The organism is Novosphingobium sp., from assembly GCF_024642085.1.
In the GTDB taxonomy this organism is placed as follows: domain Bacteria; phylum Pseudomonadota; class Alphaproteobacteria; order Sphingomonadales; family Sphingomonadaceae; genus Novosphingobium.
In genome coordinates this window covers 1-24,157 of sequence record NZ_JAHEBV010000065.1, presented here as the reverse complement: position 1 = coordinate 24,157, position 24,157 = coordinate 1, and the positions used below count along the sequence as shown (strand labels likewise).

18 protein-coding genes are annotated in these 24,157 nt (G+C 56.6%); 10 read left to right on the top strand and 8 right to left on the bottom strand.

The features are described from left to right. Nucleotides 1–49: 49 nt before the first annotated feature. A complete protein-coding gene (rapZ, locus tag Q0L62_RS14015) occupies nucleotides 50–967 on the bottom strand; it encodes an RNase adapter RapZ (protein ID WP_296681140.1) in 918 nt (305 codons plus the stop codon). Nucleotides 968–1,032: 65 nt separating this feature from the next. Beyond that, nucleotides 1,033–2,442 (bottom strand): Mur ligase family protein, encoded by a 1,410-nt coding sequence (locus tag Q0L62_RS14010; protein ID WP_296681137.1) that lies wholly within the window; start codon nucleotides 2,440–2,442, stop codon nucleotides 1,033–1,035. Nucleotides 2,443–2,494: 52 nt separating this feature from the next. Between Q0L62_RS14010 and Q0L62_RS14005 the strand changes: the two genes are divergently transcribed. The 5 genes from Q0L62_RS14005 (at nucleotide 2,495) to Q0L62_RS13985 (ending at nucleotide 7,488) form a co-directional block, all read left to right on the top strand. Continuing rightward, nucleotides 2,495–3,319 (top strand): LD-carboxypeptidase, encoded by an 825-nt coding sequence (locus tag Q0L62_RS14005; RefSeq protein ID WP_296681358.1) that lies wholly within the window; start codon nucleotides 2,495–2,497, stop codon nucleotides 3,317–3,319. Nucleotides 3,320–3,346: 27 nt separating this feature from the next. Next, nucleotides 3,347–4,282: an ACP S-malonyltransferase gene (fabD, locus tag Q0L62_RS14000; RefSeq protein WP_296681133.1), complete on the top strand. Its 936-nt coding sequence runs from the start codon at nucleotides 3,347–3,349 to the stop codon at nucleotides 4,280–4,282. A gap of 33 nt (nucleotides 4,283–4,315) precedes the next feature. Next, nucleotides 4,316–5,050, top strand: coding sequence for a 3-oxoacyl-[acyl-carrier-protein] reductase (gene fabG, locus Q0L62_RS13995; RefSeq protein WP_296681356.1), 735 nt, complete (start codon nucleotides 4,316–4,318; stop codon nucleotides 5,048–5,050). Between the two features lie 164 nt (nucleotides 5,051–5,214). Then, nucleotides 5,215–6,333, top strand: a complete 1,119-nt coding sequence (gene dnaN, locus Q0L62_RS13990) for a DNA polymerase III subunit beta (RefSeq protein WP_296681130.1) — start codon at nucleotides 5,215–5,217, stop codon at nucleotides 6,331–6,333. Nucleotides 6,334–6,498: 165 nt separating this feature from the next. Continuing rightward, entirely contained in the window at nucleotides 6,499–7,488 is a 990-nt protein-coding gene (locus Q0L62_RS13985) for a DUF2855 family protein (RefSeq protein WP_296681127.1), read from the top strand. Here the strand turns inward: Q0L62_RS13985 and Q0L62_RS13980 are convergent. The 5 genes from Q0L62_RS13980 to Q0L62_RS13960 all read right to left on the bottom strand — a co-directional run bounded on the left by Q0L62_RS13980 (nucleotide 7,485) and on the right by Q0L62_RS13960 (nucleotide 14,222). Further along, complete coding sequence (locus Q0L62_RS13980) at nucleotides 7,485–8,498, bottom strand: NAD(P)-dependent alcohol dehydrogenase (RefSeq protein ID WP_296681124.1); 1,014 nt, start codon at nucleotides 8,496–8,498, stop codon at nucleotides 7,485–7,487. The genes Q0L62_RS13985 and Q0L62_RS13980 overlap by 4 nt on opposite strands. Continuing rightward, nucleotides 8,495–10,249: an amidohydrolase family protein gene (locus tag Q0L62_RS13975; RefSeq protein ID WP_296681121.1), complete on the bottom strand. Its 1,755-nt coding sequence runs from the start codon at nucleotides 10,247–10,249 to the stop codon at nucleotides 8,495–8,497. Before Q0L62_RS13975 ends, Q0L62_RS13980 begins: the two co-directional genes overlap by 4 nt. A gap of 100 nt (nucleotides 10,250–10,349) precedes the next feature. After that, entirely contained in the window at nucleotides 10,350–11,672 is a 1,323-nt protein-coding gene (locus Q0L62_RS13970; RefSeq protein ID WP_296681116.1) for an FAD-dependent oxidoreductase, read from the bottom strand. 4 nt (nucleotides 11,673–11,676) lie between these two features. Further along, the gene (locus Q0L62_RS13965; RefSeq protein WP_296681113.1) at nucleotides 11,677–12,510 is read right to left on the bottom strand and encodes an alpha/beta fold hydrolase; all 834 of its coding nucleotides are present in this window, start codon (nucleotides 12,508–12,510) and stop codon (nucleotides 11,677–11,679) included. A gap of 14 nt (nucleotides 12,511–12,524) precedes the next feature. After that, the gene (locus tag Q0L62_RS13960) at nucleotides 12,525–14,222 is read right to left on the bottom strand and encodes an alpha/beta fold hydrolase (RefSeq protein ID WP_296681110.1); all 1,698 of its coding nucleotides are present in this window, start codon (nucleotides 14,220–14,222) and stop codon (nucleotides 12,525–12,527) included. A 362-nt stretch (nucleotides 14,223–14,584) separates the two neighbouring features. Between Q0L62_RS13960 and Q0L62_RS13955 the strand changes: the two genes are divergently transcribed. From Q0L62_RS13955 to Q0L62_RS13935, 5 genes are all read left to right on the top strand, one after another. After that, complete coding sequence (locus Q0L62_RS13955) at nucleotides 14,585–17,089, top strand: EAL domain-containing protein (RefSeq protein ID WP_296681107.1); 2,505 nt, start codon at nucleotides 14,585–14,587, stop codon at nucleotides 17,087–17,089. A gap of 107 nt (nucleotides 17,090–17,196) precedes the next feature. After that, nucleotides 17,197–19,425, top strand: a complete 2,229-nt coding sequence (locus tag Q0L62_RS13950) for a bifunctional diguanylate cyclase/phosphodiesterase (RefSeq protein WP_296681103.1) — start codon at nucleotides 17,197–17,199, stop codon at nucleotides 19,423–19,425. 45 nt (nucleotides 19,426–19,470) lie between these two features. Further along, entirely contained in the window at nucleotides 19,471–21,288 is a 1,818-nt protein-coding gene (gene lepA, locus Q0L62_RS13945; protein ID WP_296681101.1) for a translation elongation factor 4, read from the top strand. A 218-nt stretch (nucleotides 21,289–21,506) separates the two neighbouring features. Beyond that, the gene (locus Q0L62_RS13940) at nucleotides 21,507–21,818 is read left to right on the top strand and encodes a DUF6481 family protein (RefSeq protein ID WP_296681098.1); all 312 of its coding nucleotides are present in this window, start codon (nucleotides 21,507–21,509) and stop codon (nucleotides 21,816–21,818) included. Between the two features lie 121 nt (nucleotides 21,819–21,939). Next, nucleotides 21,940–22,869 carry an acyltransferase gene (locus tag Q0L62_RS13935; RefSeq protein ID WP_296681095.1) on the top strand — a complete coding sequence of 310 codons (930 nt, stop codon included), beginning with the start codon at nucleotides 21,940–21,942 and terminating at the stop codon, nucleotides 22,867–22,869. Here Q0L62_RS13935 and Q0L62_RS13930 read toward each other — a convergent pair. Further along, a partial coding sequence (locus Q0L62_RS13930; RefSeq protein ID WP_296681093.1) for a hypothetical protein occupies nucleotides 22,836–24,157 on the bottom strand: 1,322 nt, incomplete at its 5' end. The genes Q0L62_RS13935 and Q0L62_RS13930 overlap by 34 nt on opposite strands.

Here is a 24,157-nt window from a genome sequence, read left to right as displayed (position 1 = left end):
AATCTCCCTCCTGAGTGGCGCAGGGCCATGCAACTGATGTGCACCACGGTCAATGCTTTCCTTCCACCAGGTCGGCAGCGCGCGACGTTAGGTTGCGGTGAAGGATACTGGGCACGTATCCGGCATCGCGCAGTGCAGCAGCCATCTGTTCAGCAGTATATACCGACCGATGACGTCCTCCGGTGCATCCGAAAGCGACATTGACATAAGCTTTGCCCTGCGCCGCATAGCGCGGCAATAACTGGATCAGCAAATCGCGGATCCGTTCGAACGCATCGGCATATGCCGGGTCTTCTTCAATACGTGCTCCGACCGCAGGGTCTTGACCGGTGAGCAGGCGCAGATCCGGATCCCAGTGAGGATTATCAAGAAAGCGCATATCAAAGACCAGGTCGGCGATCGGAGGCATTCCGCGCGAAAACCCGAAGCTGGTTACCGTGACGACTGTCGATTGCGGTGCATCTTGGCCAAAGCGTTGGCGAATGGCCTGCTGAAGGTCGTTGCTGCTGAACTGCGTGGTCGAAATCACTATGTCTGCCCAGCGGCGTAGAGGTTCCATCAGTTCACGTTCAGCGGCAATACCCGCCGCGGCAGGAACATCATGAGCAAGCGGGTGAAGCCGCCTCGTTTCATTATAGCGGCGTTCCAGCTCCTGCCCTGAACAATCAAGAAATAAGGTCGTAAGTTCGATATCAGGGCGCAGGACCAGGCGTTTTACCCGATCGGTCAGCAGGTTCGAATCGAATCCTCTGGTCCGAGAATCGAAGCCGATCGCAAGCGGTGCCCTAATCTCGCTTTGGCCATCGGTGTTGCCGATCAGCCGACCAAGCAAATGAATAGGAAAATTGTCGATGGTCTCCCAGCCCAGATCCTCCAGCACCTTGAGTGCAGTTGATTTGCCTGCGCCCAGCAATCCTGTGACAAGAAGGACCCGGTGGCGGGCGTCTGAGGATGGAGACTCGGTCATCGATTGGCAAAGAGTGTGGGCAAGCGGGCGCAGAAAGGGAAGGGGGCTTCGGCCAGTGTGCCGGTTCAGGGCAAAGAGTTGAACAAATCCCGCGCGAAAAGTGCAAGTGTATCATCGCGCGCGCCCATAATTACGATCCGGTCCCCAGGTCGAGCGATGGTGCGAATGCGAGTCGCGCAGTCTTTTCGATCTGCGATATATTCGGCGGTGCCGCCAGCCTCGCAAATCAGCTGAACAATGCTTTCGCTGCCCAAACTGCGATCAACCGTTCCGCCAAAATACACTGGATCGCACAGAATTGTTAAATCGTCGGGTCCCTGCATGCGGGAGAAGGTCTCAGCCAGTTCGTGTCCCATCTGTCGAAGCGGACCGTAGCCGTGGGGCTGGAATAAAGCGATGATCCGGCCCGTGTGCGCTTTGAGCGTCGCCAGCGTGGCCGCGATCTTGTCAGGGTTGTGACCGAAATCGTCGATGACCGTTATGCCTGATGCACTGGTGCCGATAATGTCAAAGCGGCGCGCCAAGCCAGAATACGTAGCAATGCAGGCAACCGCATCAGCCACCGGAACGCCTGCTGCAGAGCACCCTGCAATTGCCGCAAGGGCATTGGCGAGATTATGGCGACCAGGAACCGCAAGGGCGAGAGAGTGTGTTGAGCCATCGCGACGGTCGATGAGGGTTGCAGTCAAGGTTGTGGTGCCCATCGCAATCGTTTCTTCAAGAACGCTGATCATCGCTTCAGGGTGATCGATTGCAAAAGTTATCAAGTGTCTTGCTCGCGATGCCAGCGCTGCAGCCTCTGCATCGTCGATGTTGATAGCGGCCGTTTGCGCTTCAGCCAGGAAATTGCCGAACAGTTCACGTAATTCCTCGAGGCTTTTGTGGTCGAGAGTTACATTGCCCAGCACCGCAACCTGCGGACGGTATAGCGCGATTGAGCCGTCACTTTCGTCAACTTCGGAGACGAAGACCCCACCGTGGCCAACACGGGCGCTGGCAAAAGGCGCATCGGGCCCGACGTAGTTCTTCATGACGGCGCCGTTCATCACTGTCGGATTGCGACCAGCCTGGTCCAATATCCAGCCTGTCATTCCGGTCACAGTGCTTTTGCCGCTGGTACCGGCAACGGCGATCCCGGTGGGCGCCGCATTGAAAAGTGTTGCCAGCAACTCTGCGCGGGTCATGCGCGGGCACCCGAGTTCGCGCGCTCGGACCATCTCGGGAACGGTATCTTCGACCGCAGCGGAGACGACAAGCGTTTGCCGCATGGACACGATCCCAGTGCCATCTTGTGGGAAAAGGTCAAAGCCCAGACTTTCGAGCCAAGCGAACTTTTCCGGAGTGCGGCCTTGATCGCGGCTGCGGTCGGACCCGGCAACTTGCGCGCCGGTGCTCTTCAAGATCAAGGCAAGCGGCAGCATGCCCGATCCGCCGATGCCGCAAAAAAACCAAGGGTGCGAAGTTAGATCGGTCATCGCGCTGCGGTATGCGGCCTTGCCTGAGAGCGCAACCGGGTTAGGAAGGGCTATGCTCCGCGTTGCGATCTGCGCACCTTCGCGTGCCATCACTTATGATATTGCCGATCGCGTTAAGGCGCTTGCCGCAGACTATCCTGCAATCAATCTCGATTTTCACGCTCAGTGCTTTGAAACACAAGGGCATTTCGCGGGTAGCGATGCTGTGCGTCTGGCAGCGCTGGTGGAATGCGCGAACGACGAATCCTATGGCGCAGTCTGGGCCGCGCGCGGGGGATATGGCGCAGCACGAGTAGTTGAAGACGCGTTGACGCAGTTCGGTCCATCCGCAGCAACGAAGATTTACCTTGCCTACAGTGACGGCGGCACCTTGCTTGCCGGCTTGTACAAGCGTGGCATAGGGCAGGTGGTGCATGCGCCAATGCCTTCCGACATCGGCCGAGCCGGCGGTGAGGAAGCCGTTGGCCGGACCTTGGAATACCTTTCTGGTGCAGCGAACGGGTTGGAATCGTCCTTAGATGCTCGGCCAGTCGCCGCCTTTAATCTGATGACTCTCGCGATGTTATGCGGAACCTCTCTGATGCCCGATTTGGCAGGGCACGTCGTACTGGTCGAAGAGGTTGCGGAACATCTCTACGCCGTCGACAGGCTGTTCTTCCATGTTATGCCGCACTTAAAAGGTATTGCCGGACTGCGTTTGGGACGCGTCAATGACGTCCCAATCAACGACATCGACTTCGCGCAAAGCGCAGAGCAAATCGCACGGCATTGGTGTGCTCGAAACAGTATTCCCTTTCTCGGTTTGGCAGACATTGGTCATGACGTTGCCAACAAGATCGTGCCGTTCGGACTTGCCGGACGTGGCGTCGCCCAATAACCGCGCCCGCCAAAGGAGAAGGTCGTCATGCGTGCATTCGTGTTTCCGGGCCAAGGTAGCCAAAAGGTGGGCATGGGTTGTGATCTCGCTGCAACCAGCGCTGTCGCTCGTGAGGTTTTCGAGGAAGTTGACGAGGCGCTGGGACAAAAGCTTTCGAAAATCATGCGCGAAGGGCCCGACGATGTATTGATCCTTACCGAGAACGCCCAGCCGGCGATCATGGCGAATGCTATTGCGGTGTTGCGCGTGCTGGAAAAGGAGAGCGGCGTTTCGCTTGCCTGCATGGCCGATTTTGTCGCCGGCCATAGTCTGGGAGAGTATACTGCTCTGTGCGCTTCTGGAGCGTTCAGCCTTGCTGATACTGCGCGCTTGCTCAAGCTGCGCGGGCAGGCGATGCAGTCCGCCGTTCCGGTAGGCGTTGGCGCGATGTGCGCACTTCTTGGTGCCGATATCGACAAAGCCCAAGCGCTGGCCGATGCTGCGGCCGAAGGTGAGGTGTGCACAGTTGCGAATGATAACGACCCCGGGCAAGTTGTCCTCTCCGGCCACAAAGGCGCTATCGAGCGAGCGATATCGTCGACCAGGGATTTTGAAATAAAACGGGGAGTTGCTTTGCCAGTTTCTGCCCCGTTTCACTGTGCGTTGATGCAGCCGGCTGCCGAAGCGATGGCACAAGCATTGCTCCAAACACCGCCTGCGGCTCTGCAAATCGCGCTCTTCGCTAATGTGACTGCGGCGGCTGTTACCGACCCTAGTGAAGTCAGCCGCTTGTTGGTCGAACAAGTCTGTGGGCGCGTGCGCTGGCGTGAGAGCGTACTCGCCATGCAAGCTGCAGGCGTGGATCAATTCGCCGAACTGGGCGGCAAGGTTCTCGGACCGATGATCGGGCGCACCGTTGTTGATGTCGCGATTACCAGCGTAATCGGGATGGACGACATCGAAGCATTTGCCAAGGAGCTATAAGCCGTGGAAAATCGTCTATTTGACCTCAGCGGTATGACCGCACTTGTTACAGGAGCTGCCGGGGGCATTGGTTCGGCAATTAGCCATGCATTGGCGCGTCAAGGTGCGCGCCTCGCTCTTTCGGGCACCAACCCCGGCAAGCTGCGCGCATTTCGCGAAGAGCTCAACGATACATATGGTCACGATCATATCGAGATAACCTGTGATCTCTCAAACACTGAGCAGGTTGAGCACCTGGTACCTGCCACTGTCGACACGTTGGGCAAGATCGACATACTGGTAAACAACGCCGGGATTACGCGAGACAATCTGGCGATGCGGATGAAAGATGACGAATGGGATGCGGTAATCAAGGTCAACCTTGAAGCCGCGTTCCGGCTGATGCGTGCCGCCTGCAAGCCGATGATGAAATCCCGTCACGGCCGGATCATCACTATTACCAGCGTGGTCGGTGCCACCGGCAACCCAGGCCAGGTCAACTATTCCGCTGCCAAAGCGGGCCTTGTAGGCTTGTCGAAGTCGCTAGGCCAGGAAGTCGCCAGCCGCGGCATTACAGTCAACTGCGTGGCCCCCGGTTTTATCCGCACCGCAATGACCGAGGTGCTGGCAGATACACAGAAGGATTTGATCAACGCCCGCATTCCTATGGGCCGGATGGGCGAAGGAGAGGATATTGGCTCGGCCGTCGCTTATCTCGCCAGCAACGAGGCCGGGTATATTACCGGCCAAACACTCCACGTGAACGGTGGCATGGCCATGATTTCCTGAAGCGGGGGAGGTTTGACCGCCAAGCCGCGCATTTATCCCCAGATTCGCCGTAATGTGGCGCCTCCAGCCTTGCCGCCGGGGACGCTGGCGGTAAGAAAGGCAGTCCGAATTGACGGCGCGCAGCCGATTCCGGCATCGCGCTCTCCAGGGGACTTGATAAGACCATGAAGGCCACCATCGAACGCGCGACACTGCTGAAGTGCTTGTCGCACGTCCAGTCCGTCGTCGAACGGCGCAACACCATTCCGATCCTTTCGAACGTACTGATCGAAGCGTCAGGAGATGGTACGGTCAAGGTAATGGCTACTGACCTTGACCTGCAGGTGGTGGAAAGTTTGAGCGCTGTTTCCGTCGACACGCCAGGTGCAATCACCGTATCGGCGCACCTCCTGTTCGACATCGCCCGCAAACTGCCTGATGGTAGTCAGGTTAGTCTTGAAACCGCTGATAACCGTATGACGGTCAAGGCTGGCCGCAGTCGTTTTTCGTTGCCTACTTTACCGCGTGATGATTTCCCCGTCATTGTCGAAGGCGACTTGCCGACAAGTTTCGAGCTTCCGGCTGCGACCCTGGCGCAGCTCATCGATCGTACCCGTTTTGCAATCAGCACCGAAGAAACGCGCTATTACCTAAACGGGATTTTCCTGCACGTCGCTGATGAGGAGTTGAAAGCAGCCGCAACCGATGGCCACCGCCTCGCGCGTTTCACATTGGCTCGCCCGGATGGCGCCCAAGGCATGCCTGATGTGATAGTGCCCCGTAAATGCGTTGCAGAATTGCGAAAGCTGCTGGACGAAGCAGCTGCTTCGAACGTGCTAATTGACCTGTCCGCCAACAAGATTCGCTTTACCTTGGGGGGTGAAAACGGTGTGGTGCTGACCAGCAAACTGATAGATGGAACATTCCCCGATTATACTCGCGTCATCCCGACCGGGAACGACAAGCTTCTTAGACTTGACCCGAAGAGCTTCTGGGAAGGGGTCGACCGCGTCGCAACTATCGCGACCGAGAAGACCCGTGCAGTTAAGATGGCGCTGGAAAACGACAAGGTCACTTTGTCTGTGACCAGCCCCGACAATGGTACAGCCGCAGAAGAAGTTCCGGCCGATTACAGTGCTGCCGGGTTCGAAATCGGTTTTAATGCTAATTACCTCAAGGACATTCTGGGACAAATCGACGGTGATACCGTGGAATTGCATCTCGCCGATGCGGGCGCTCCGACTTTGATCCGCCAAGATGACAAATCGCCGGCACTCTATGTCCTGATGCCAATGCGGGTCTGAGCTTTACCGCTCCTGCCGCACCTGCTTGAATGGGCGCTTCAGCAAATGGAGCGCCCATTTGCATTGGGAGACGTTGCCATGATCCGGACAGCACTGTTCAACCGTAACGATCTGAAGCAATCCCGCTTGTCCGAAATGCAACCTGAGCCACTCGCAGAGAACGCAGTGCGTCTGCGGATCGAGACTTTTTCTGTAACCGCCAACAACGTGACCTATGCCGTTGTCGGTGATGCGTTCGGTTATTGGAACTTCTTTCCGGGCACTGGAGAATGGGGGGTCGTTCCCATGTGGGGCCATGCAGTGGTTGAGCAGTCGAACCATCCGACCATCGCTGTAGGGGAGCGAGTCTATGGCTATTTGCCAATGGCGACGCATCTAGACGTCCAGCCAAGCAACGTTTCAAATGGCGGATTTACCGACATCGCCGCGCACCGGCAGCCGATGAGCCCGATCTATAACCAGTACAGCCGACTTAATGCTGATCCGGAGCATGATGCAGCACATGAAAACGAGCGGATGATTTTTGGGCCCTTGTTCAAGACCGGATTGCTGATCGAAAACATGATGCGCCGTGCGGAATGGTTTGGTGCAAGAACGGTTGTCATTACTTCGTCATCGTCCAAAACTGCTTTGGCTCTTGCGAGCGTGGCGCGACACCGCTCACCCGGCATTGTGCGTGTTGGACTTACTTCGCCCGCCAACACCGATTTCGTGCGAAACAGCGGCTTCTACGACATCGTCTTGCCCTACGATGCTATTCGTGATTTGCCGGCGGTGGCATCGGTCTCTGTAGATTTTGCTGGCAATGCCCAGCTGCTTCACACGCTGCACACCACGCTGGGAGATAATTTGCGCTATTCCTGTACGGTTGGCGCAACTCACGTTGGCACTGGATTTGGGCGTGACAACGGGCCGATTCCGGATCCGCAACCTGTGCTATTTTTCGCACCCGATCATGCCTTGGCGGCGATAAAGGAGCAGGGGCCTAAGGCTTTCGGCGAGGTGGTGGCCGAGAGTTGGAGGCATTTCCTGCGCGAGACGGAGGAGGCGGTGACAGTCGATGAGCGATCAGGTCTTATGGCCGCGGTTGATGCTTTCCATGCGATCCACGCGGGACGGGCCGATCCGTCAATGGGGATTGTGGTCCGCCCTTAGATGTCGACTACAATTTTGCCGAAATGCTTGTTGGCGATCTGGTGACGGAATGCATCGGCCAGATTTTCAAGCGGGAAGTGGTCTGAAATGACAGGCCTAATCCCAGTCCGTTCGATTCCGGCAATCATGGCGAGTTGCTGTGAACGGCTGCCGACAGTCAACCCTTGCACCCTCAGGTTCTTAGCCATCAACAGTGCGGTCTGCACTGGTCCAGCAAATCCTGCTAGCACACCGATCAGGGCAACATGCCCACCAACGCGGGCTGCCATCATCGATTGATCCAACGTGCCAGACCCGCCTATTTCAACTACGCAATCGACACCTGCTCCGCCTGTAAGTTCCAATGCCTTGGCACCCCAAGAGCTGGTTTCCTTGTAATTGATCAGGTCGTCTGCGCCCAGCGCCTTCAGCTTTTCCAGCTTTTCGTTGGATGAGGACGTGGCGATCACACGGGCGCCTGCCGCCTTGGCAAACTGCAAGGCGAATACGGAGACGCCGCCACTGCCCTGAATGAGCACCGTGGAACCCGGCCGGATTGCGTCATCTACAAAAAGTGCGCGCCAAGCAGTGAGCCCGGCACAGGTCAAAGTCGCCGCCTCTGCTGGAGAATAACCGCACGGCACGCGGGTAAACCAGTGGTCAGGGGTCACCACCACCTCGCGAGCATAACCGTCGATTCCGTCTCCCGGTACACCGGTGAATGCAGTACCGGGCGGCGCGCCATCAAGCCATTCGGGAAAAAACGTCGAGACAACCATATCTCCGGTCTTGAATGCCGAAACACCGACACCCACTGCTTCGACAATACCGGCGCCGTCCGACATAGGAATTCGGCCTACTTCAGTCGGAAGCATGCCGTTGACGACGGCAAAATCATGGAAATTAAGCGAGCTGGCTTGAAGTCTCACGCGGATCTGGCCGGGACCTGGCTTACCAGGATCATCTGCAATGACGGACAGTAGCGTATCAAGCGTAGCAGGCGAACCGACACGAACGGCGCGCTGGCTCATTCTGCGGCCTCGGCCATGGCGGCACGTTGCGGGCCACGGATCAAGCCCCCAGGGGTTTCTCCGGTCCATTCACCATTTCGGAAAGTCACTACACCGCCTTTGATTGTGCAATCATAGCCATCTGCCTTTTGCAGCAGACGTTTGCCGCCTGCCGGCAAGTCAAACGCCAGCCATGGCTTGCCCAGCCGGATCCGTTCCATATCAATCACGTTGAGGTCGGCCAAGTAACCGGGCGCGATTACTCCGCGGTCATCCAAACCGTAAAGCCGTGCCGTATCGCGGCACTGCCGCTTGATCGCATTTTCCAAGCTGACCTTACCGCCACGCTTGCGATCACGGACCCAATGCTGGAGCATAAAGGTTGGGCTTGCGGCATCGCAAATCGTGCCGCAATGCGCACCACCATCTGACAGTGAGTTGACCGTATCGTCGCAGTCCTGAAGTACCTCGAGAAAGTCGAGATTGCCGTCAGCATAATTCAGAATTGGAAAATAGATAAAGCCCGTTCCATCGCCTTGGCAGAGCAAATCGTACGCATACTCTGCGCTGGTTTTGCCGGCATCGGCAGCCCGGGCAGCAATGCTTTCGTCAATCTGTGGCTCATAGTTAAACTCAGTCCCCATTTCGTACTGTTGTGCCCAGCCACCGCAGACCATCATAATCAATCCGAGAATGTCGGGATTAACCTCGGTAAAGTCGCTCTCCTCGGCGAGCAATTTCGCCTTGAAGACGGGATTCAGCAATCTGGCTTTTTGCTGCTCCCAAGGCAAATCGGCGATTTCCTGATAGCTGGGTCGCAACCGGAACGGGTGAACCGTGCCCTGCCATGCCATGATGATCCCGTTACCGCGAAGGGCGATCTGTGCCACAATATTGGCGCCATTGTCGTTTTCGGCGCGCATGTTGGCGATCTGTTCATCCAACGGCTGTTCTTTTGCGATGGATTGCAGCGCGGCAAACGTGCACGGTAAGCCGGTTTCGCGGCTCAATGCACCCATCCACCCGAATTCGTCCCATTCACGGCGCATGTCGCTGGCCATTTCAAACACGCCGTAACCAACTTTGCCCATTGCTCGACCAATAGCGATCAGTTCTTCCTTGGTCGCCGTAGTACCCGGGACAAGTTCTCCATCAATCGAGCGATGCAATACAGTCCGGCTGGTGGAAAAACCAAGCGCCCCGGCACGCACGCCTTCTTCGACTATTTCGGCCATCCTGGCGACATCATCCATGGTGGGAATTGCACCTGGTCTTTCGCGGTCACCTAGTACGTAGGCGCGCACGGCGCCGTGCGGAACGTGGGTGCCGACATCAATCGCGCGCGGCATGGCTTCAAGAGCATCGAGGTATTCGGGAAAGGTTTCCCAGTTCCACTTCATTCCTTCAGCCAGCGCAGTGCCGGGAATATCCTCAACGCCTTCCATAAGGCGGATTAGCCATTCGTGGCGATCAGGAGCGGCCGGAGCAAAGCCGACGCCACAATTGCCCATGACAACTGTGGTGACCCCGTGCCAGCTAGACGGCGCCATCTCTTGATCCCAAGTCGCCTGACCGTCATAATGGGTGTGCACGTCGACCCAGCCAGGCGCGACGACCTTACCACTAGCGTCGATCTCCTTCGCGGCATCGCCCTTAACTGTGCCAACCGCAGCTATCAGGCCATCTTTAACGGCGACATCACCGATAAAGCGCTGTGAGCCAGTTCCATCGACAATCGTTCCGTTGCGGACAATAAGGTCGTAAGTCGCCATGGATGTCTCCCGGTTTGCGTCGAATCTTCAGGCGACGCTTTAATCGGACGATTAAATCACGGACTGAAGTTATCGGCAAGTGTTACCAAAGCTTGCGTCTTCATTGGTCTCGCGCTGCGATCATCTGATCTACGTCGACAAATTTTTCGCGCGGTGAGCCATCTCGCGCGCGGCCGACTTCGGCCGCGTCGATCTTTTGCCAGTCGCGGAATGTAACTACATCGATCCCGCGCTGAAGCGCCAGATCATCAAAGGCAGCGCGCCCGCGTTTGTTACCTGTTGTCAAAGCTGCGCTCTCGATGTCTTCGGCAATCCGCTCGACCACGGCGAATCCATCTGGGCGGTTGGTGCCGATAGTGCCGGAAGGGCCGCGACGTGCCCAGCCAACGCAATAGAGGCCGGGCAGAATTCTTCCATCAACATTAGCGAAACGGCCTTCGCCGTCCTCGAACGGAACGCCTGGAATGGGTGAGCTCTTGTAGCCAATCGCCGTCACCACGAGACTACATGGGATAATGTAGGTCTCGCCTGTTCCGCGCGCGCGTCCGTCTGCGTCAAGCACGGTTCGCTCTACCTCAATTCCCTCGACTTTGTCAGAACCTAGAATCGCTTTCGGGCTGGCGTAAAAGTCAAACGTGATCTCGATCGGTTTATCGGCGCGAAACGCCTCAGGAATGGCAGCAAAGCCACGCAAGTGAGCCACGGACTTGCGCTGCCCAGGCTCCAGAAATGCATCTTCCCCCTCGGACGGCAGATCGTCGGGTTCAACTCTCGGGCAGGCTTTGGTCAGGTGGGCCAGTTCTCCGAGCTCTTTGGGTGTCATAGCGATCTGATGGGGGCCGCGCCGTCCCAGGATAGTCACCTGTTCGATGCGCGATCTCTGCAAGGCATCCAAGGCATGGCAAACAATGTCGCTTCCTGAAAACTCGTCATTGGTTTTCGCCAGGATCCGCGCCACGTCGAGCGCAACGTTACCATTGCCGATGACCACCGCGCTGCGCCCGGACAAGTCCGGATCAAGCTTTGCGAACTGCGGATGACCATTGTACCAGCCAACAAAAGCTGCGCTGCCAAATACGTTGCCAAGCGCTTCCCCGGAAATTCCGGCAAGGCGGTCGTTCGGGGCGCCTGTGGCAAGAACTACTGCGTCGTAACATCCCTGCAGTTCATCAACGCTGATATCCCGGCCGATTGTTACGTTTCCGACAAAGCGGACGTTGTCGGTCAGCGCAGTGCCTTCGTAACGCTTCGATACGCCTTTAATCGATTGGTGATCGGGTGCTACCCCAGTCCTGATCAACCCATAAGGAACGGGTAGCATGTCGAAGATGTCGACCCTTACCCCGTCACCCCAAAGCTTTTGCGCGGCCTCAGCCGTGTAGTAACCCGCTGGGCCAGAGCCGATAATCGCGATATGGCGCATGGTATCAGGCCGCTTTCAACTCATCCCGATCCGGGGCATTGAGGAACCCGCGCAGTGACGAGATAGTCTGTTCGCGGTGCGTTAGCATGAACAGGTGCCCGCCTTGTTCGAAAATCTCGAGCCGGCTGTTGGGAATGAGCGATTCCAGGATACGCCCGTTAGTCAGCGGCACGATCTGATCTGCATCGCCCATCATGATCAGCACTTCCTTTTTGAGAAACGGCAGCATGGGAACGCTGGTCCACCCGAGCATGCACAGCAACTGATAAACATAGCCGCGCGGCGTAGGCGGCGTGAGCCGTCTGATATGTTCGCTCTTTCCACCGGTCAGACCACCGTAGAGCGTGCGGAAATGTTCTTCCATAAACGCGGCATCTACATAGCGCCGCGGATTGGCCATCTTGCTCAGCGCTGCCGGGTTGCCTGGGACCATGAGCATTCCCGCCGTTGTCGCGGCCAAGGTCAGGCGGCGCACAGTACGCGGATGCTGTAGAGTGAAATGCTGAGCCATGGCGCCTCCCCACGATACCCCCATCACGTCTACCTTGTCGGCTCCGAACCTTTTGAGCAGTTCCTTGGCGATCCAGCTCATCGTAAAAGGGTTGTAAGGTACCAGCGGTTCAGGAGAACCGCCCACTCCAGGCATGTCGAACATGATAAAAGGGCGTTCGGTAAGCGCCTCGGCCAATGGGGCGACCGCCTCGATGTTAGCGCCTATGCCGTTGAAGAATAGCAGGGGCAAATGATTGCTTGGTTCGTCCCAACGCCAGCGGGCTACACGCAAGACCCGTCCCCCGACAGTCTCCATCGAGAGGGCAGCAGTAATGTCGTTTTTCACTAAGGTTGGGCCTTTCAGGATTGATCCAGGACGTACAGGCCAGGCGCCGCTTCCATTGGCGGATAGGCCGCGTTACCCAGAACTTTGGGTGCCGGTTTTTTCTTGCCAGCGCGGGTCTGTACCCAGTCGATCCAGAAAGGCCACCAGCTGCCGGCCACTTCCTCCGCAGATTTCAGCCAGTCGTCAACATTGGCAGGTGGGCTACCTGGCTTTTTTGACACGTAATATTTGGCCTTAGGGTTGCCTGGCGGATTGAGGATCGCCTGCATGTGCCCCGATTGGCTCAGCACAAAGGTTACGTCGTTCGAACCGAATAGCTGCGTCGACCGGTAACAGGCCCGCCACGGCGTGATGTGATCGGTCACCCCGCCCAAGATAAACAGATCGCTGTCAACTTTGGAAAGATCAACCTTGTGGCCGACCATTTCAACTTCGCCCTTCTTGGTGAAGGCAAGGGTCTCAAACGCATAGAGGAAATCTCCCATCAGCGTCGCTGATAGGTTGGTTGCGTCGGCATTCCAGAATAAGACGTCGAACGCCGGAGGATCATCGCCCATCAAATAGTTGTTGATGACGTAATTCCAGATCAGGTCATTGGGACGAAGCCATGCAAACCCACGTGCCAAGTCGTTCCCTTTGATAACTCCGGCCTTGGCAGCGCGCTGCTTGGCTAGTTTCAAGCCGTTTTCGGTCATCAAGGAGCCAGCTTCGATATCGTTTTGCTTTGGATGCAGGACGCAGACCATCAAGGTTAGCGCGCCGATACGGCTGTCTTTTTCAGAAGCCAATTTGCTGGCCAGCATTGCCGCAGTCTGACCCCCGGAACAGCCGGCCGAAACGTTAACGGTCTTCGACTTGGTGATGTCGCAGATTACGTCAATTGCTTTGGTGCAGGCGGAAATATAATCCGTCATGCCCCAGTGTCCTTCTTCTTTGGTGGGGTTCTTCCAGCTGATCACGAACGTCTGAATGCCATGATCGACCTGATATTTCACCACCGATTTCTCAGGACTAAGGTCGTTAATATACATTTTGTTGATCTGCGGAGGAATCGTAAGCTGCGGAATTGAATAAACGTCTTCCGTCGTCGGACCGTATTGGATTAGCTCCATGATCTTGTCGCGGTAAACGACGTTACCCTTGGTGGTGGCAACGTTTTCACCCAACTTAAACGGCTTCTTGTCGACTTGGCTGACCATCCCATTGTTGTGCACGGCATCGTTGTATGCGTTCTTCAGTCCCTTGATCAGCGAAAGGCCGCCGCTGTCGATCAAGCGTTTTTGCGCGCTGGGATTCCCGGCTAGAGAATTGGTCGGTGACAGGCTGTCGATTATTATGGTCGATATGAAATTGGCCCGATCACGCTCAAGTTCGTCAAGCTCCAGATCTTCAAGCCAGCTTTTCATGCCCTTCTGAATGGCTAGGTAATATTGGGCACCGGCCCGAAAGAATGGATTGTATTGCCAGGCTGGATCCATGAAGCGCTTGTCTTTTGGATCGGGCGCCAGCTGCGACTTGCCGGTGACAATCTGCACGACATCGTCCCCGAAATTGCGCATGTGCTTAATTGTACGAGCCGGATCTGTCGCGGTTTCGCGTAGTAACAAAGCTACAGCCCCGACGAAATCCTCGCGTGCCAAACCGACCAATGGACCAAGCGCCGTCGTTGATTGCGCAGCTTCGTTGTCCCACGGCGAGCGTTCTTTGGCCATCCACATTCCCTGTTTTTAGTTGTCGTGACCGGCAGCATGCACCGCCCGGCAATCCTTTTCAAGCAGCGCGGCTGATTGGCATGTCCACCCGGGAAAACTGCGCCGCGTAATGGTAAACTTAACGTTTTTGCAAGCGCTGGCGGGGCATAAGCCGGCCTATGTCGGCAAACACAGCCAGACACGAGCCTTCGAACGACGTTGCACCACTGCAGCGCGAACCTATAGACGCGCCCGAGCCGGTCTTGCCCCGTACAGCGGAGATAGTGCTTCCACGAGTACGTCCCGCGACCAGCGCCACCAAACGCCGACCTGTCGTTCAATGGGACGCTACACGCGGCTTGGTCGAGCCAAACTGGACATGGATGGCAGTAGCCTTTCTCGCGGCAGCCTTGCTGCTCGGCGTCCTTACGATGACAGCGCCGCCATTGGCTTCTGCGGGTTTGATCGTCTTAGCAACCGGTATTGCAGCTGCAACCAAGCACTTGATCCGTGTCGAACAACGGATCGTCACCCAGCGTCGGTTGCGCTCTGCATTGGGGGTAGCAACAATAGGACTGCCTATGGCTCTGACAGGCTATGGCATGGCTAGCTGGGGGCAAGGAAGTGCGGGAGCTTGGGCAAATGCCATAGGTCTGTTGATCCTTATATCTGCAGTAGCTTGTGTAGTGCTCAATCGCCGTGTTTCAGCGACGGTAGTCGCGCTAGTGGGCATGTGGGCCGGGGTAACGGCTATAGCCCAGACGCCAGGGTCGATTGTCGCATTGATGGTTGGCAGCATAGTTGGCAAGATTGCGTCAGATCGCCGCACGGTGGCAGACCAAGAACGCAGCCGTCTGTCCAGAGAACGCGAAATGAGGCAGACGCGGGCTGAAGAAATCCTGCGTGACTATGAACAAACTGGTCAGGGCTGGTTCTGGGAAACGGACCGGCGTGGTCTGATCGTATACGTTTCATTTACAATCGGCGAAGCGCTGAAACGTCCGACTGAAGCGCTTATCGGGAGGGCATTTTCTGAACTGTTCGAACTAGACACTCAAGGCCAGGAAAGCGAGCGGACGCTTGCGTTTCATCTAGCGGCTCGTTCGGCTTTTTCGGAATTGGCGATGCGGGCAGCGACGCCTGACGAAGAGCGCTGGTGGTCGTTGAACGGCCGTCCAATTTATGACGGCTTCGGCAATTTCATGGGTTTTCGTGGCTCAGGAAACGATCTGACTGAAAAACGCAGGTCCGAAGAGCACGCGTCAAGGCTTGCGCATTACGATTCGCTTACTGGCCTCGCGAACCGTCTGCAGATGTCGCAAACCCTGGAAAAAATCCTAAACGCTCCGAATTTAGATCACCGGGCTTGCGCCGTATTCATTCTTGATCTTGATCGCTTCAAACAGGTCAACGATACGATGGGTCATCCGGCGGGTGATCAATTGCTGACCCAAGTCGCTGCCAGGCTAGAAAGGGCGGTTGGCCAATACGGTCTTGTCGGCCGACTTGGCGGCGATGAATTCCAGGTTGTCTTGCCTGGACACCAACAACGCGAAGATTTGGCACAACTTGCTCGACGCGTTATTCATTCACTGTCCGAACCCTATTCAATTGACGGCCATCGCGTTGTCATCGGTGCTTCGGTCGGTATCGCCCTTTCGCCCGCCGATGGAGTCACCGCCGAAGCAATCATCCGCAACGCTGACCTGGCACTTTATGCTGCTAAGGATGGTGGGCGCGGTCGCCATCATTTTTATGCCGCTGATCTACACAGCGACGCTGAAGAGCGCCGGCAACTTGAACAGGATCTGCGCGATGCGTTGGCGCAGGGTGGGCTTGAGCTCTATTATCAACCGGTTGTCCATACCTCGACTGAGCGGATTACGGGCTTCGAAGCTCTTTTGCGTTGGAAACATCCAACGCGCGGCCCAATGTCACCTGCTAAATTTATCCCGATAGCAGAAGACTCGGGGCTAATAACGCCAATCGGCGAATGGGCGCTTCGCACTGCTTGTCACGATCTGGCCAATTGGCCGGAAGAAGTCCGTGTGGCAGTAAATGTCTCACCATTACAATTTGCCAACCCGAACCTGCCTGCGGTTATCACGAATGCCTTGGCTGCGTCGCAAATCAAACCATCACGGCTTGAGTTGGAAATTACCGAAAGCGTCTTCCTGAATGACGACGAGGGCACTGATGCTATGTTTGCGGCGCTCAAACGCGTTGGTGTGCGGCTTGCCCTCGACGATTTTGGGACTGGCTATTCTTCGCTGGGCTATTTGAAAAAAGCGCCATTCGACAAAATCAAGATCGATCAAAGCTTCGTACGCGGCGCAACCATCACTGGCAGTCGCAACGGTGCAATCATTGCCTCGATCGTCAGTCTGGCTGAAGCGCTTGGCATGGAAACCACGGCCGAAGGCGTAGAAACACTCGATGAGCTTGATCTTGTCCGAATGCTAGGTTGCAGTCACGTTCAGGGCTATATCTACGAACGGCCGCTCAGCCTCGTTCAGGCCACTGAAAAGTTGAGAATAGGAACCACTGCGATTGCAAAAGGCCCCCGGGCGGCACGCGCCGTTCGGCACACCATGCTTCGCAGGATCATTCTGGATCACGGTGGCCAAGCCTATCATGGTACGATCCGCAATATTTCTTCGACTGGCGCAATGGTCGAAGGACTTTGGAATGTGCCACCCGGGACAATCTTCAGGATAATGCTGGCCGAGGGAACTATCGCCACGGCGACGGCGCGTTGGTGCCAAGAAGATCGTATTGGCGTAGAGTTTTCTGCCCCTCTCGAACTCGATCAAAATGGTCGAATTTTGGCGCTGTCGCAGCCGCAACCGCGCAGGTTGGATCGCTTTGTCAAGGCACAGACTGCGTAAACAGGGGACCACGCAAAAAGGGTCTGTTGTTAGGTAAATCGAAACCATGTCTGGTTATGTCTTGAGCACTCGCCGCTAAACTTAACTACTGAACGAAAACAGGAAAGATGGCTGCACCAGAAGAAACCACGATTGGTCGCTTTAAAAACCTGCTTGGCGCAGGCAAGAGTGGCGCTGCGCGTGGCAAAGGGCAGCTTAGCGGAAACGAGCTTCAGCAGGCAATTTCACTTCTTCGCGACTATGAGGAATCCGGCATCGGCTGGTTCTGGTCCAGTAATGAAGATGGCCGCATCACGTACGTTTCGGACATTGTAGCGGCAAAGATGAGCCGCGACCGCGATGAGTTGATTGGCCAACCCATCCAGTCAATCTTCGTGCTTGATCGCGATGATGACTCTGGCTCCGAGCGGACGCTCCCGCTGATCTTCAGCGCGCGCAAGACGTTCACGGATTTGCAGGTTCGTGCGGCGACCGAAACAACTCCTATTTGGTGGTCGATAGCCGGACGTCCGCAATTTTCTAGTGACGGGCGTTTTCTTGGCTATCATGGCAACGGAATAGACATCACAGCCTCGCGTCAGACTCAGCGCGATGCTTCGCGGTTGGCACAATATGATTCTCTAACTGGACTTGCCAACCGCCACCGGATGGGCAAGCGCCTGGAATCGACGTTGACCGCTTATCGCGCGGCAAAACGTTCCTGTGCGATCATGATGCTCGATCTTGACCGATTTAAACAAGTAAACGACACGCTCGGCCATCCAGCAGGCGATGAATTGCTCAAGCAGGTTGCCCAGCGTCTGCAACGCGTGGTCGTTGAAAAAGGCTGCGAAATAGGCCGTCTCGGCGGTGATGAGTTTCAGATCCTCTTACCGGACATTGATGATCGCGGTCGTCTCGGCGAAATTGCCAAGACGGTCATCACCATGCTGTCCCAGCCCTATCAAATCGATGGTAGCCGCTGCGTTATTGGGGCTTCGGTGGGCATTGCGATCGCTCCGTACGACGGTTTGAACAGCGAAGAACTTGTCCGGTCCGCCGACCTCGCGTTGTATGCTTCAAAAGGCGGGGGACGGGGACAATTCCGTTTTTACTCCAGCGACCTGCACAATGAGGCTGAGCGCCGCCGTCAAATAGAAGAAGATCTTCGCGATGCGTTGGCCAGTGATCAGATGCGCGTGGCTTACCAGCCAATCGTCGACACCAAAACAAACAAGGTTGTCACTCTCGAGGCATTCACACGTTGGGAGCATCCTGAGCTAGGCGACGTGTCGCCTGGAGTATTCATTCCCATCGCCGAGGAAGCCAATTTGATTGGCGCGTTGGGCAACTGGATTCTGAAGCAGGCCTGCGTCGACGGAGCTATGTTGCCGGGTCACGTTCGGATAGCCGTAAACGTCTCGGCTGCGCAGTTTGCCAATCCCGGTTTCTCAAGTCTAGTTGCGCAGGCGCTGGCCCATTCGGGTCTTCCACCTGAGCGACTTGAGCTAGAGCTGACCGAATCAATATTTTTGGGTGACAGTGCGACCACCGAAGAGATGTTCACTCAGCTCAAGATGCTAGGCGTTCGTTTGGCGCTCGATGATTTCGGCACCGGTTATTCGTCGCTCGCCTATCTGCAGCACGCTCCGTTTGACAAAATCAAGATCGATAAGGCTTTCATCCGCGGAATTACCCAAGAAGGCAATCGCAACGCCGCGATTATTGCATCGATTGTCAGTTTGGCCGAAGCGCTCAAGATGGATACAACGGCTGAGGGTATCGAAGCGCACGACGAGCTCGAAGAAATGCGTCGCTTGCGAGTAAAACAAATCCAGGGTTTCATTTATGCTTCAGCGGTTTCATTTGACGATGTTTGTGAGGCGATGCTTAGCGGCGAATGGGTGATTGAACCTGACGGACCTAGTCGATACCGACCTGAACGGCGAACCGTGCTGCGGAAAGTAGGCCTGATCCACGAAGACCACCGTTACGAAGTAACCATGCGCAATTTGTCGCGTAGCGGCTGTATGGTCGAAGGGCTTGTTGAAGTGCCCACTGGTACGCAGTTCGTTGTCGATTTTGGCGAAGGTCAGCTTGCCGTTGCCGTCGTGCGCCGCAGCGCCAATTCAATGCAGGGTCTTGAGTTCGAGCAGCAACTAGTCGATGACGGCGCGGGCGGGTTGTGTACGCGTCACCGCGTCTCGCCCTATGTAATGGCGCAAGCGGGAATGCCGCTCGCCGCGTTGCCTGCTGGACAATACCCTATGCAGTTGATGCAACAGCCTGGCATGGCGTTGACGATGCCTAAGTTCGGGCAGGTTGATCCGAAAGGCAAGCCGGCGAAAGTTGCCTGATCCGTCAGGGCTGACAGATTGAATGACTGCGGCTAGGGGGGCGGGATGACTGACCTGTCCCGAATCCGCAACTTCAGCATCATCGCCCATATCGACCATGGCAAGTCGACCCTGGCCGACCGCCTGATCCAGTATACCGGCGGCCTGACCGAGCGCGAAATGAGCGCGCAAGTCCTTGATAACATGGACATCGAAAAAGAACGCGGGATCACGATCAAGGCCCAGACCGTCCGCCTGAAGTACACCGCGCAGGACGGCCTCGATTACGAGCTCAACCTGATGGACACCCCCGGCCACGTCGATTTCGCCTACGAGGTGAGCCGCAGCCTTGCCGCCTGCGAAGGCGCGCTGCTGGTTGTCGATGCCGCACAAGGGGTCGAGGCGCAAACCCTTGCCAACGTCTACCAGTCGATCGAGCACGACCACGAGATCGTCCCCGTCATCAACAAGATCGATCTCCCCGCCGCCGAACCTGACAAGGTCAAGGCCGAGATCGAGGAGATCATCGGTCTCGACGCCAGCCAGGCGGTCCTGACCAGCGCCAAATCGGGCATCGGCATTGCCGAAGTGCTGGAAGCCGTGGTCACCCGCATCCCGCCCCCCACAGGCAGCCGCGACGCGCCGCTGAAAGCCATGCTGGTCGACAGCTGGTACGATCCCTACCTGGGCGTGGTCATCCTGGTCCGGGTCATCGACGGGGTGATCAAAAAGGGCCTCTCGGTCAAGTTCATGGCCGGCGGCACCGAACACCTGATCGACCGGGTCGGCTGCATGACTCCCAAGATCGAGCAACTGGCCGAACTTGGCCCCGGCGAAATCGGTTTCATCACCGCCCAGATCAAGGAAGTCGCCCAGGCCCGCGTCGGCGATACCATCACCACGGTAAAGGCCGGCGCCGTCCAGGCGCTGCCCGGCTTCAAGGAAGTCCAGCCAGTGGTGTTCTGCGGCCTGTTCCCGGTCGATGCGGCCGACTTTGAAAAGCTGCGCGAAAGCATCGCCCGGCTGCGCCTGAACGATGCCAGCTTCAGCTTTGAAATGGAAAGCAGCGCGGCATTGGGCTTTGGCTTTCGCTGCGGCTTCCTGGGCCTGCTCCACCTGGAAATCATCCAGGAACGGCTGACCCGCGAATACGATCTGGATCTGATCACCACCGCGCCATCGGTGGTCTACCGGATCGAACTGCGCAAAAGCAAAACCGACGACGCACGCGAAATCCTGCTGCACAACCCGGCCGACTATCCCGATCCCAGCCGGATCGAACAGATCGACGAACCGTGGATCAAGGCGGTGATCTACACCCCCGATGAATACCTCGGTTCAATCCTTAAACTGTGCCAGGACCGCCGCGGGGTGCAGACCGGCCTCACCTATGTGGGCGGCCGCGCCCAGGTCACTTATGAACTGCCGCTCAACGAAGTGGTGTTCGATTTCTATGACCGCCTGAAAAGCATCAGCCGCGGCTATGCCAGCTTCGATTACGAACAGATCGGCCTGCGCGAAGGCGATCTGGTCAAGATGAGCATCCTGGTCAACAACGAGCCGGTCGATGCGCTGTCGATGATCGTCCACCGCGGCGTTGCCGAAGAACGCGGCCGCGGCATGTGCGAACGCCTGAAAGACCTGATCCCCCGCCACCTGTTCAAGATCCCGATCCAGGCCGCGATCGGCGGCAAGGTCGTCGCCCGCGAAACCATCAGCGCGATGCGCAAGGACGTGACCGCCAAATGCTATGGCGGCGACATTACCCGCAAGAAAAAGCTGCTGGAAAAGCAGAAAAAGGGCAAGGCCCGGATGCGCGAATACGGCAATGTCAGCATCCCGCAGGAAGCGTTCATCGCCGCTTTGAGAATGGGTGAGGAGTGAGTCAAAGCGCCCGAGCGTAAGCGACGTTGCGCAGCAACGTTAGCTTAGGCGCGGATCAAGCGCCGGACCGGCCTGAGGCCGCGAGCAAAAAGCGAAGCGAGCCCTTCGGCGTCACGGCTCTGCCGCTGCGAACCTCCTGTCCCTTTCTTCCCCACAACCCGCACAATCCGTGCTAAACCCCGATCCAGTCACGCTAAACCAAGAGAACCCCATACCCCATGGCTTCCTACAAAGACCCCAGCTTCGAAGAACGCACCGCCCTTGCCCGCCAGGCCCGCGAAAAGGCCCTGGCCAAACTGGCCGCCAAACCCCCGCTCGATCCGGCAGTCGTAGCCGAACGCCAAGCCGCCCAGGCTGCCCGCGAAAAGGCCCAGGCCGAAAAGAGCGCCGCCAGGAAAGCCGCAATCGCGCAGGCCAAGGCAGACAAGCAAGCCGCCGCAGCCATAGCAAAGCCGGCTCCGCCGACAGAAGCAGAACGAAAAGCCGCCCGCGACGAACGCTACGCCGCCCGGAAAAAGCGCAAGGGGTGATGGAGGCGGCTTGCTTCCAGGTGTAAGCCGGTTCCGACCTGTGGTTCTCATAACCTGTCACTGAGGTCCCGTGATATGCGGCTGGAGTAAGAACGAAGGTGTTGCACATTGGGCGTAAAGGATGACCAGACTCCATGGTTTGGATGCGCTGCGCGGTATCGCTGCTCTCTGTATCGTCTATTTTCATGTTCTTGGAGGAGGTGAAGTACCCAATAAGGGATACCTTGCTGTCGATTTCTTTTTCATGCTCTCCGGCTATGTGCTTGCGAGAACTTACGAGCCACGAATGGAAGACAGGCTTGGTGCATTAAAATTCGTAGCGGCGCGCTATCGCCGGCTCTGGCCGACAATTTTTTTGGGAACACTGCTTGGTGTCATGCTGCTCCCACCGGTAACGCTCGGGCAATTCATCCTCGGTGCGTTGATGATACCATTGCTCTCGCCTGGGATGTTTGCGTTTCCATTAAACTCACCGTCATGGTCAGCTTCTCTTGAAATTGTTCTGAACGCCTTTCATGCATTGGTTTTTCGTCACGTCTCAAACGGACCGTTGTTGGTTGCTGTGCTATTTTCCGCGGCCATAACACTGTTTGCGCTTCCGTCAGGCCATGGTGTTGATCGCGGCCCTTGGGGTGGAGAATTGGTTTGGGGAATATTCCGCGGTTTAATATCATATCCTCTGGGCATAATCCTGTGGAGGACGTGGAAGGATAAGCCACCTCTGTTGCTTCCAGCATGGTTGACCTTCGCAATTCTTCCCGTCTTTGTCATTGCAAGCTCGCCTTGGGCAGCAGGCTATCCATGGGCGGACCTTGTGTTTATTATTATAGTTTGTCCGCTGCTTATTGCTGGCGGATTGAATACCGCTCCTCGCTGGGGCGCGTTCATGGGCGCGATATCTTTTCCGCTTTACGCCATTCATGATCCGATCATGGAGTGGGCAGGGACCGACGTCGTGTCTCGATCAATAGCGGCCATGCTGGCGACTGCCCTTTGTTGCGGGTATCAGTTGCTATCTCAACGTCGATCGAAACGCACCTCTGTTGTATAAGGTCGTGGTGCACAATCGGCGAAAATTGCGATAAGAGCGTAGCTTGTCAAATCGAAAGAAGGTTTGGCCAAGATCAATTGACAATTGTTGAAAGCATAGTCCATAACAATTTGGCGAGTTTGACCATTGCCAGGAGTGTAAGTTGGCGTAACTGTAGTTACGATAACTCCCGGTTGTTTTTGTAAAATATTTATAACTTCCCGTTGCGTATTAAATTGACTGACGTTTCTTTCGCGCCAGTGGTTCAAATGAGGTGGAAATGCGAGCGGTGACAGGGGGTGTGTCCGGCTCATGACGTAAAGAAGCGGCGGCCCATCATAAATCAATACGCCGCGTTCGCCGCCATGTTCGCGAATTGCCTCGCTCATCGCCGCCATTCCATTGATGGACTGTCGATGATCGCTTGTGTTCAAAGCGGGATAGAGCAGTAAAGTAAATGCAGCTACGAAGGCGAAAAGAAACACCCCAATTTCCCGACGCCCCATTGCCAAGCCACAAAGAACCACAATTGGTGCCAGGCCCGGCAGGGCATAATGGGTATAAAAGTTTGGTATGGTCGCGATGCCGCAAATCGATGCCGCAATCCATAATAGAGAGAACAGGACATCGGTTCTGGGCGATTTGGGTTGATCAGGCAGTTTCAGCCCAAGCAAAGAAATAGCCAGGATCGGATAAAGACGAAGAATCAGCGCCAATGCGCTGGTCGCGATCTCTATGACTGAAGGATTTGTTTTCTTCAGATTGGCCGTAACCATCGCGCTGTAGTAAGACGCCCAATAGCCGTGAATTGCGTACCACGCGGCGGCACTTGCCGTCGGTGCAAGTCCGACAATAATCCAAACTGCAATCCATCCTGCGGCGCGCCAACGGTTAACATCGCTCTGCCATAACCGCCACGCCGCAAACAGGCCGAAGAATGCTGCTTCGAACATCGTCGTCTGCTTGAACGTCAGCGCCGCGCCAGCCAGCGCCATGGCGGCCAGCATGCGCCAGCCCGGTTTGCCGGCATCCAGTGCGGGCAGCGATTGCAGGACCAGCCATGCCGCGCCCGCGATCATCAGGTTGTAGAACACCGGGGTCTGGCCGCCGAACCCTTCCAGCGGGCCGAGCATGAACAGGTAGCTTGCCCCTGCCAGCAGCGCGCCCTGCGCATTGGTCCAGCGCGCGGCGATGCGGGCGATTACCCAGGCGGTGGCGCTGGCGAACAGCCAGGCGGGGATCTGGTAGGCCAGGACATTGTCCGAAATGCCGGCGAACAGGTAATAGAGCAGGAACAGGCCGACCGGCT

Excerpts from the sequence above, each read along its gene's own strand:
- lepA (WP_296681101.1), top strand. The coding sequence starts at position 19,471 with ATGACTGACCTGTCCCGAATCCGCAACTTCAGCATCATCGCCCATATC.
- dnaN (WP_296681130.1), top strand. The coding sequence starts at position 5,215 with ATGAAGGCCACCATCGAACGCGCGACACTGCTGAAGTGCTTGTCGCAC.
- fabD (WP_296681133.1), top strand. The coding sequence starts at position 3,347 with ATGCGTGCATTCGTGTTTCCGGGCCAAGGTAGCCAAAAGGTGGGCATG.
- Q0L62_RS14005 (WP_296681358.1), top strand. The coding sequence starts at position 2,495 with ATGCTCCGCGTTGCGATCTGCGCACCTTCGCGTGCCATCACTTATGAT.
- rapZ (WP_296681140.1), bottom strand. The coding sequence starts at position 967 with ATGACCGAGTCTCCATCCTCAGACGCCCGCCACCGGGTCCTTCTTGTC.
- Q0L62_RS13975 (WP_296681121.1), bottom strand. The coding sequence starts at position 10,249 with ATGGCGACTTACGACCTTATTGTCCGCAACGGAACGATTGTCGATGGA.
- fabG (WP_296681356.1), top strand. The coding sequence starts at position 4,316 with ATGACCGCACTTGTTACAGGAGCTGCCGGGGGCATTGGTTCGGCAATT.
- Q0L62_RS14010 (WP_296681137.1), bottom strand. The coding sequence starts at position 2,442 with ATGACCGATCTAACTTCGCACCCTTGGTTTTTTTGCGGCATCGGCGGA.
- Q0L62_RS13935 (WP_296681095.1), top strand. The coding sequence starts at position 21,940 with ATGACCAGACTCCATGGTTTGGATGCGCTGCGCGGTATCGCTGCTCTC.
- Q0L62_RS13950 (WP_296681103.1), top strand. The coding sequence starts at position 17,197 with ATGGCTGCACCAGAAGAAACCACGATTGGTCGCTTTAAAAACCTGCTT.
- Q0L62_RS13960 (WP_296681110.1), bottom strand. The coding sequence starts at position 14,222 with ATGGCCAAAGAACGCTCGCCGTGGGACAACGAAGCTGCGCAATCAACG.
- Q0L62_RS13970 (WP_296681116.1), bottom strand. The coding sequence starts at position 11,672 with ATGCGCCATATCGCGATTATCGGCTCTGGCCCAGCGGGTTACTACACG.
- Q0L62_RS13955 (WP_296681107.1), top strand. The coding sequence starts at position 14,585 with ATGGCAGTAGCCTTTCTCGCGGCAGCCTTGCTGCTCGGCGTCCTTACG.
- Q0L62_RS13980 (WP_296681124.1), bottom strand. The coding sequence starts at position 8,498 with ATGAGCCAGCGCGCCGTTCGTGTCGGTTCGCCTGCTACGCTTGATACG.
- Q0L62_RS13940 (WP_296681098.1), top strand. The coding sequence starts at position 21,507 with ATGGCTTCCTACAAAGACCCCAGCTTCGAAGAACGCACCGCCCTTGCC.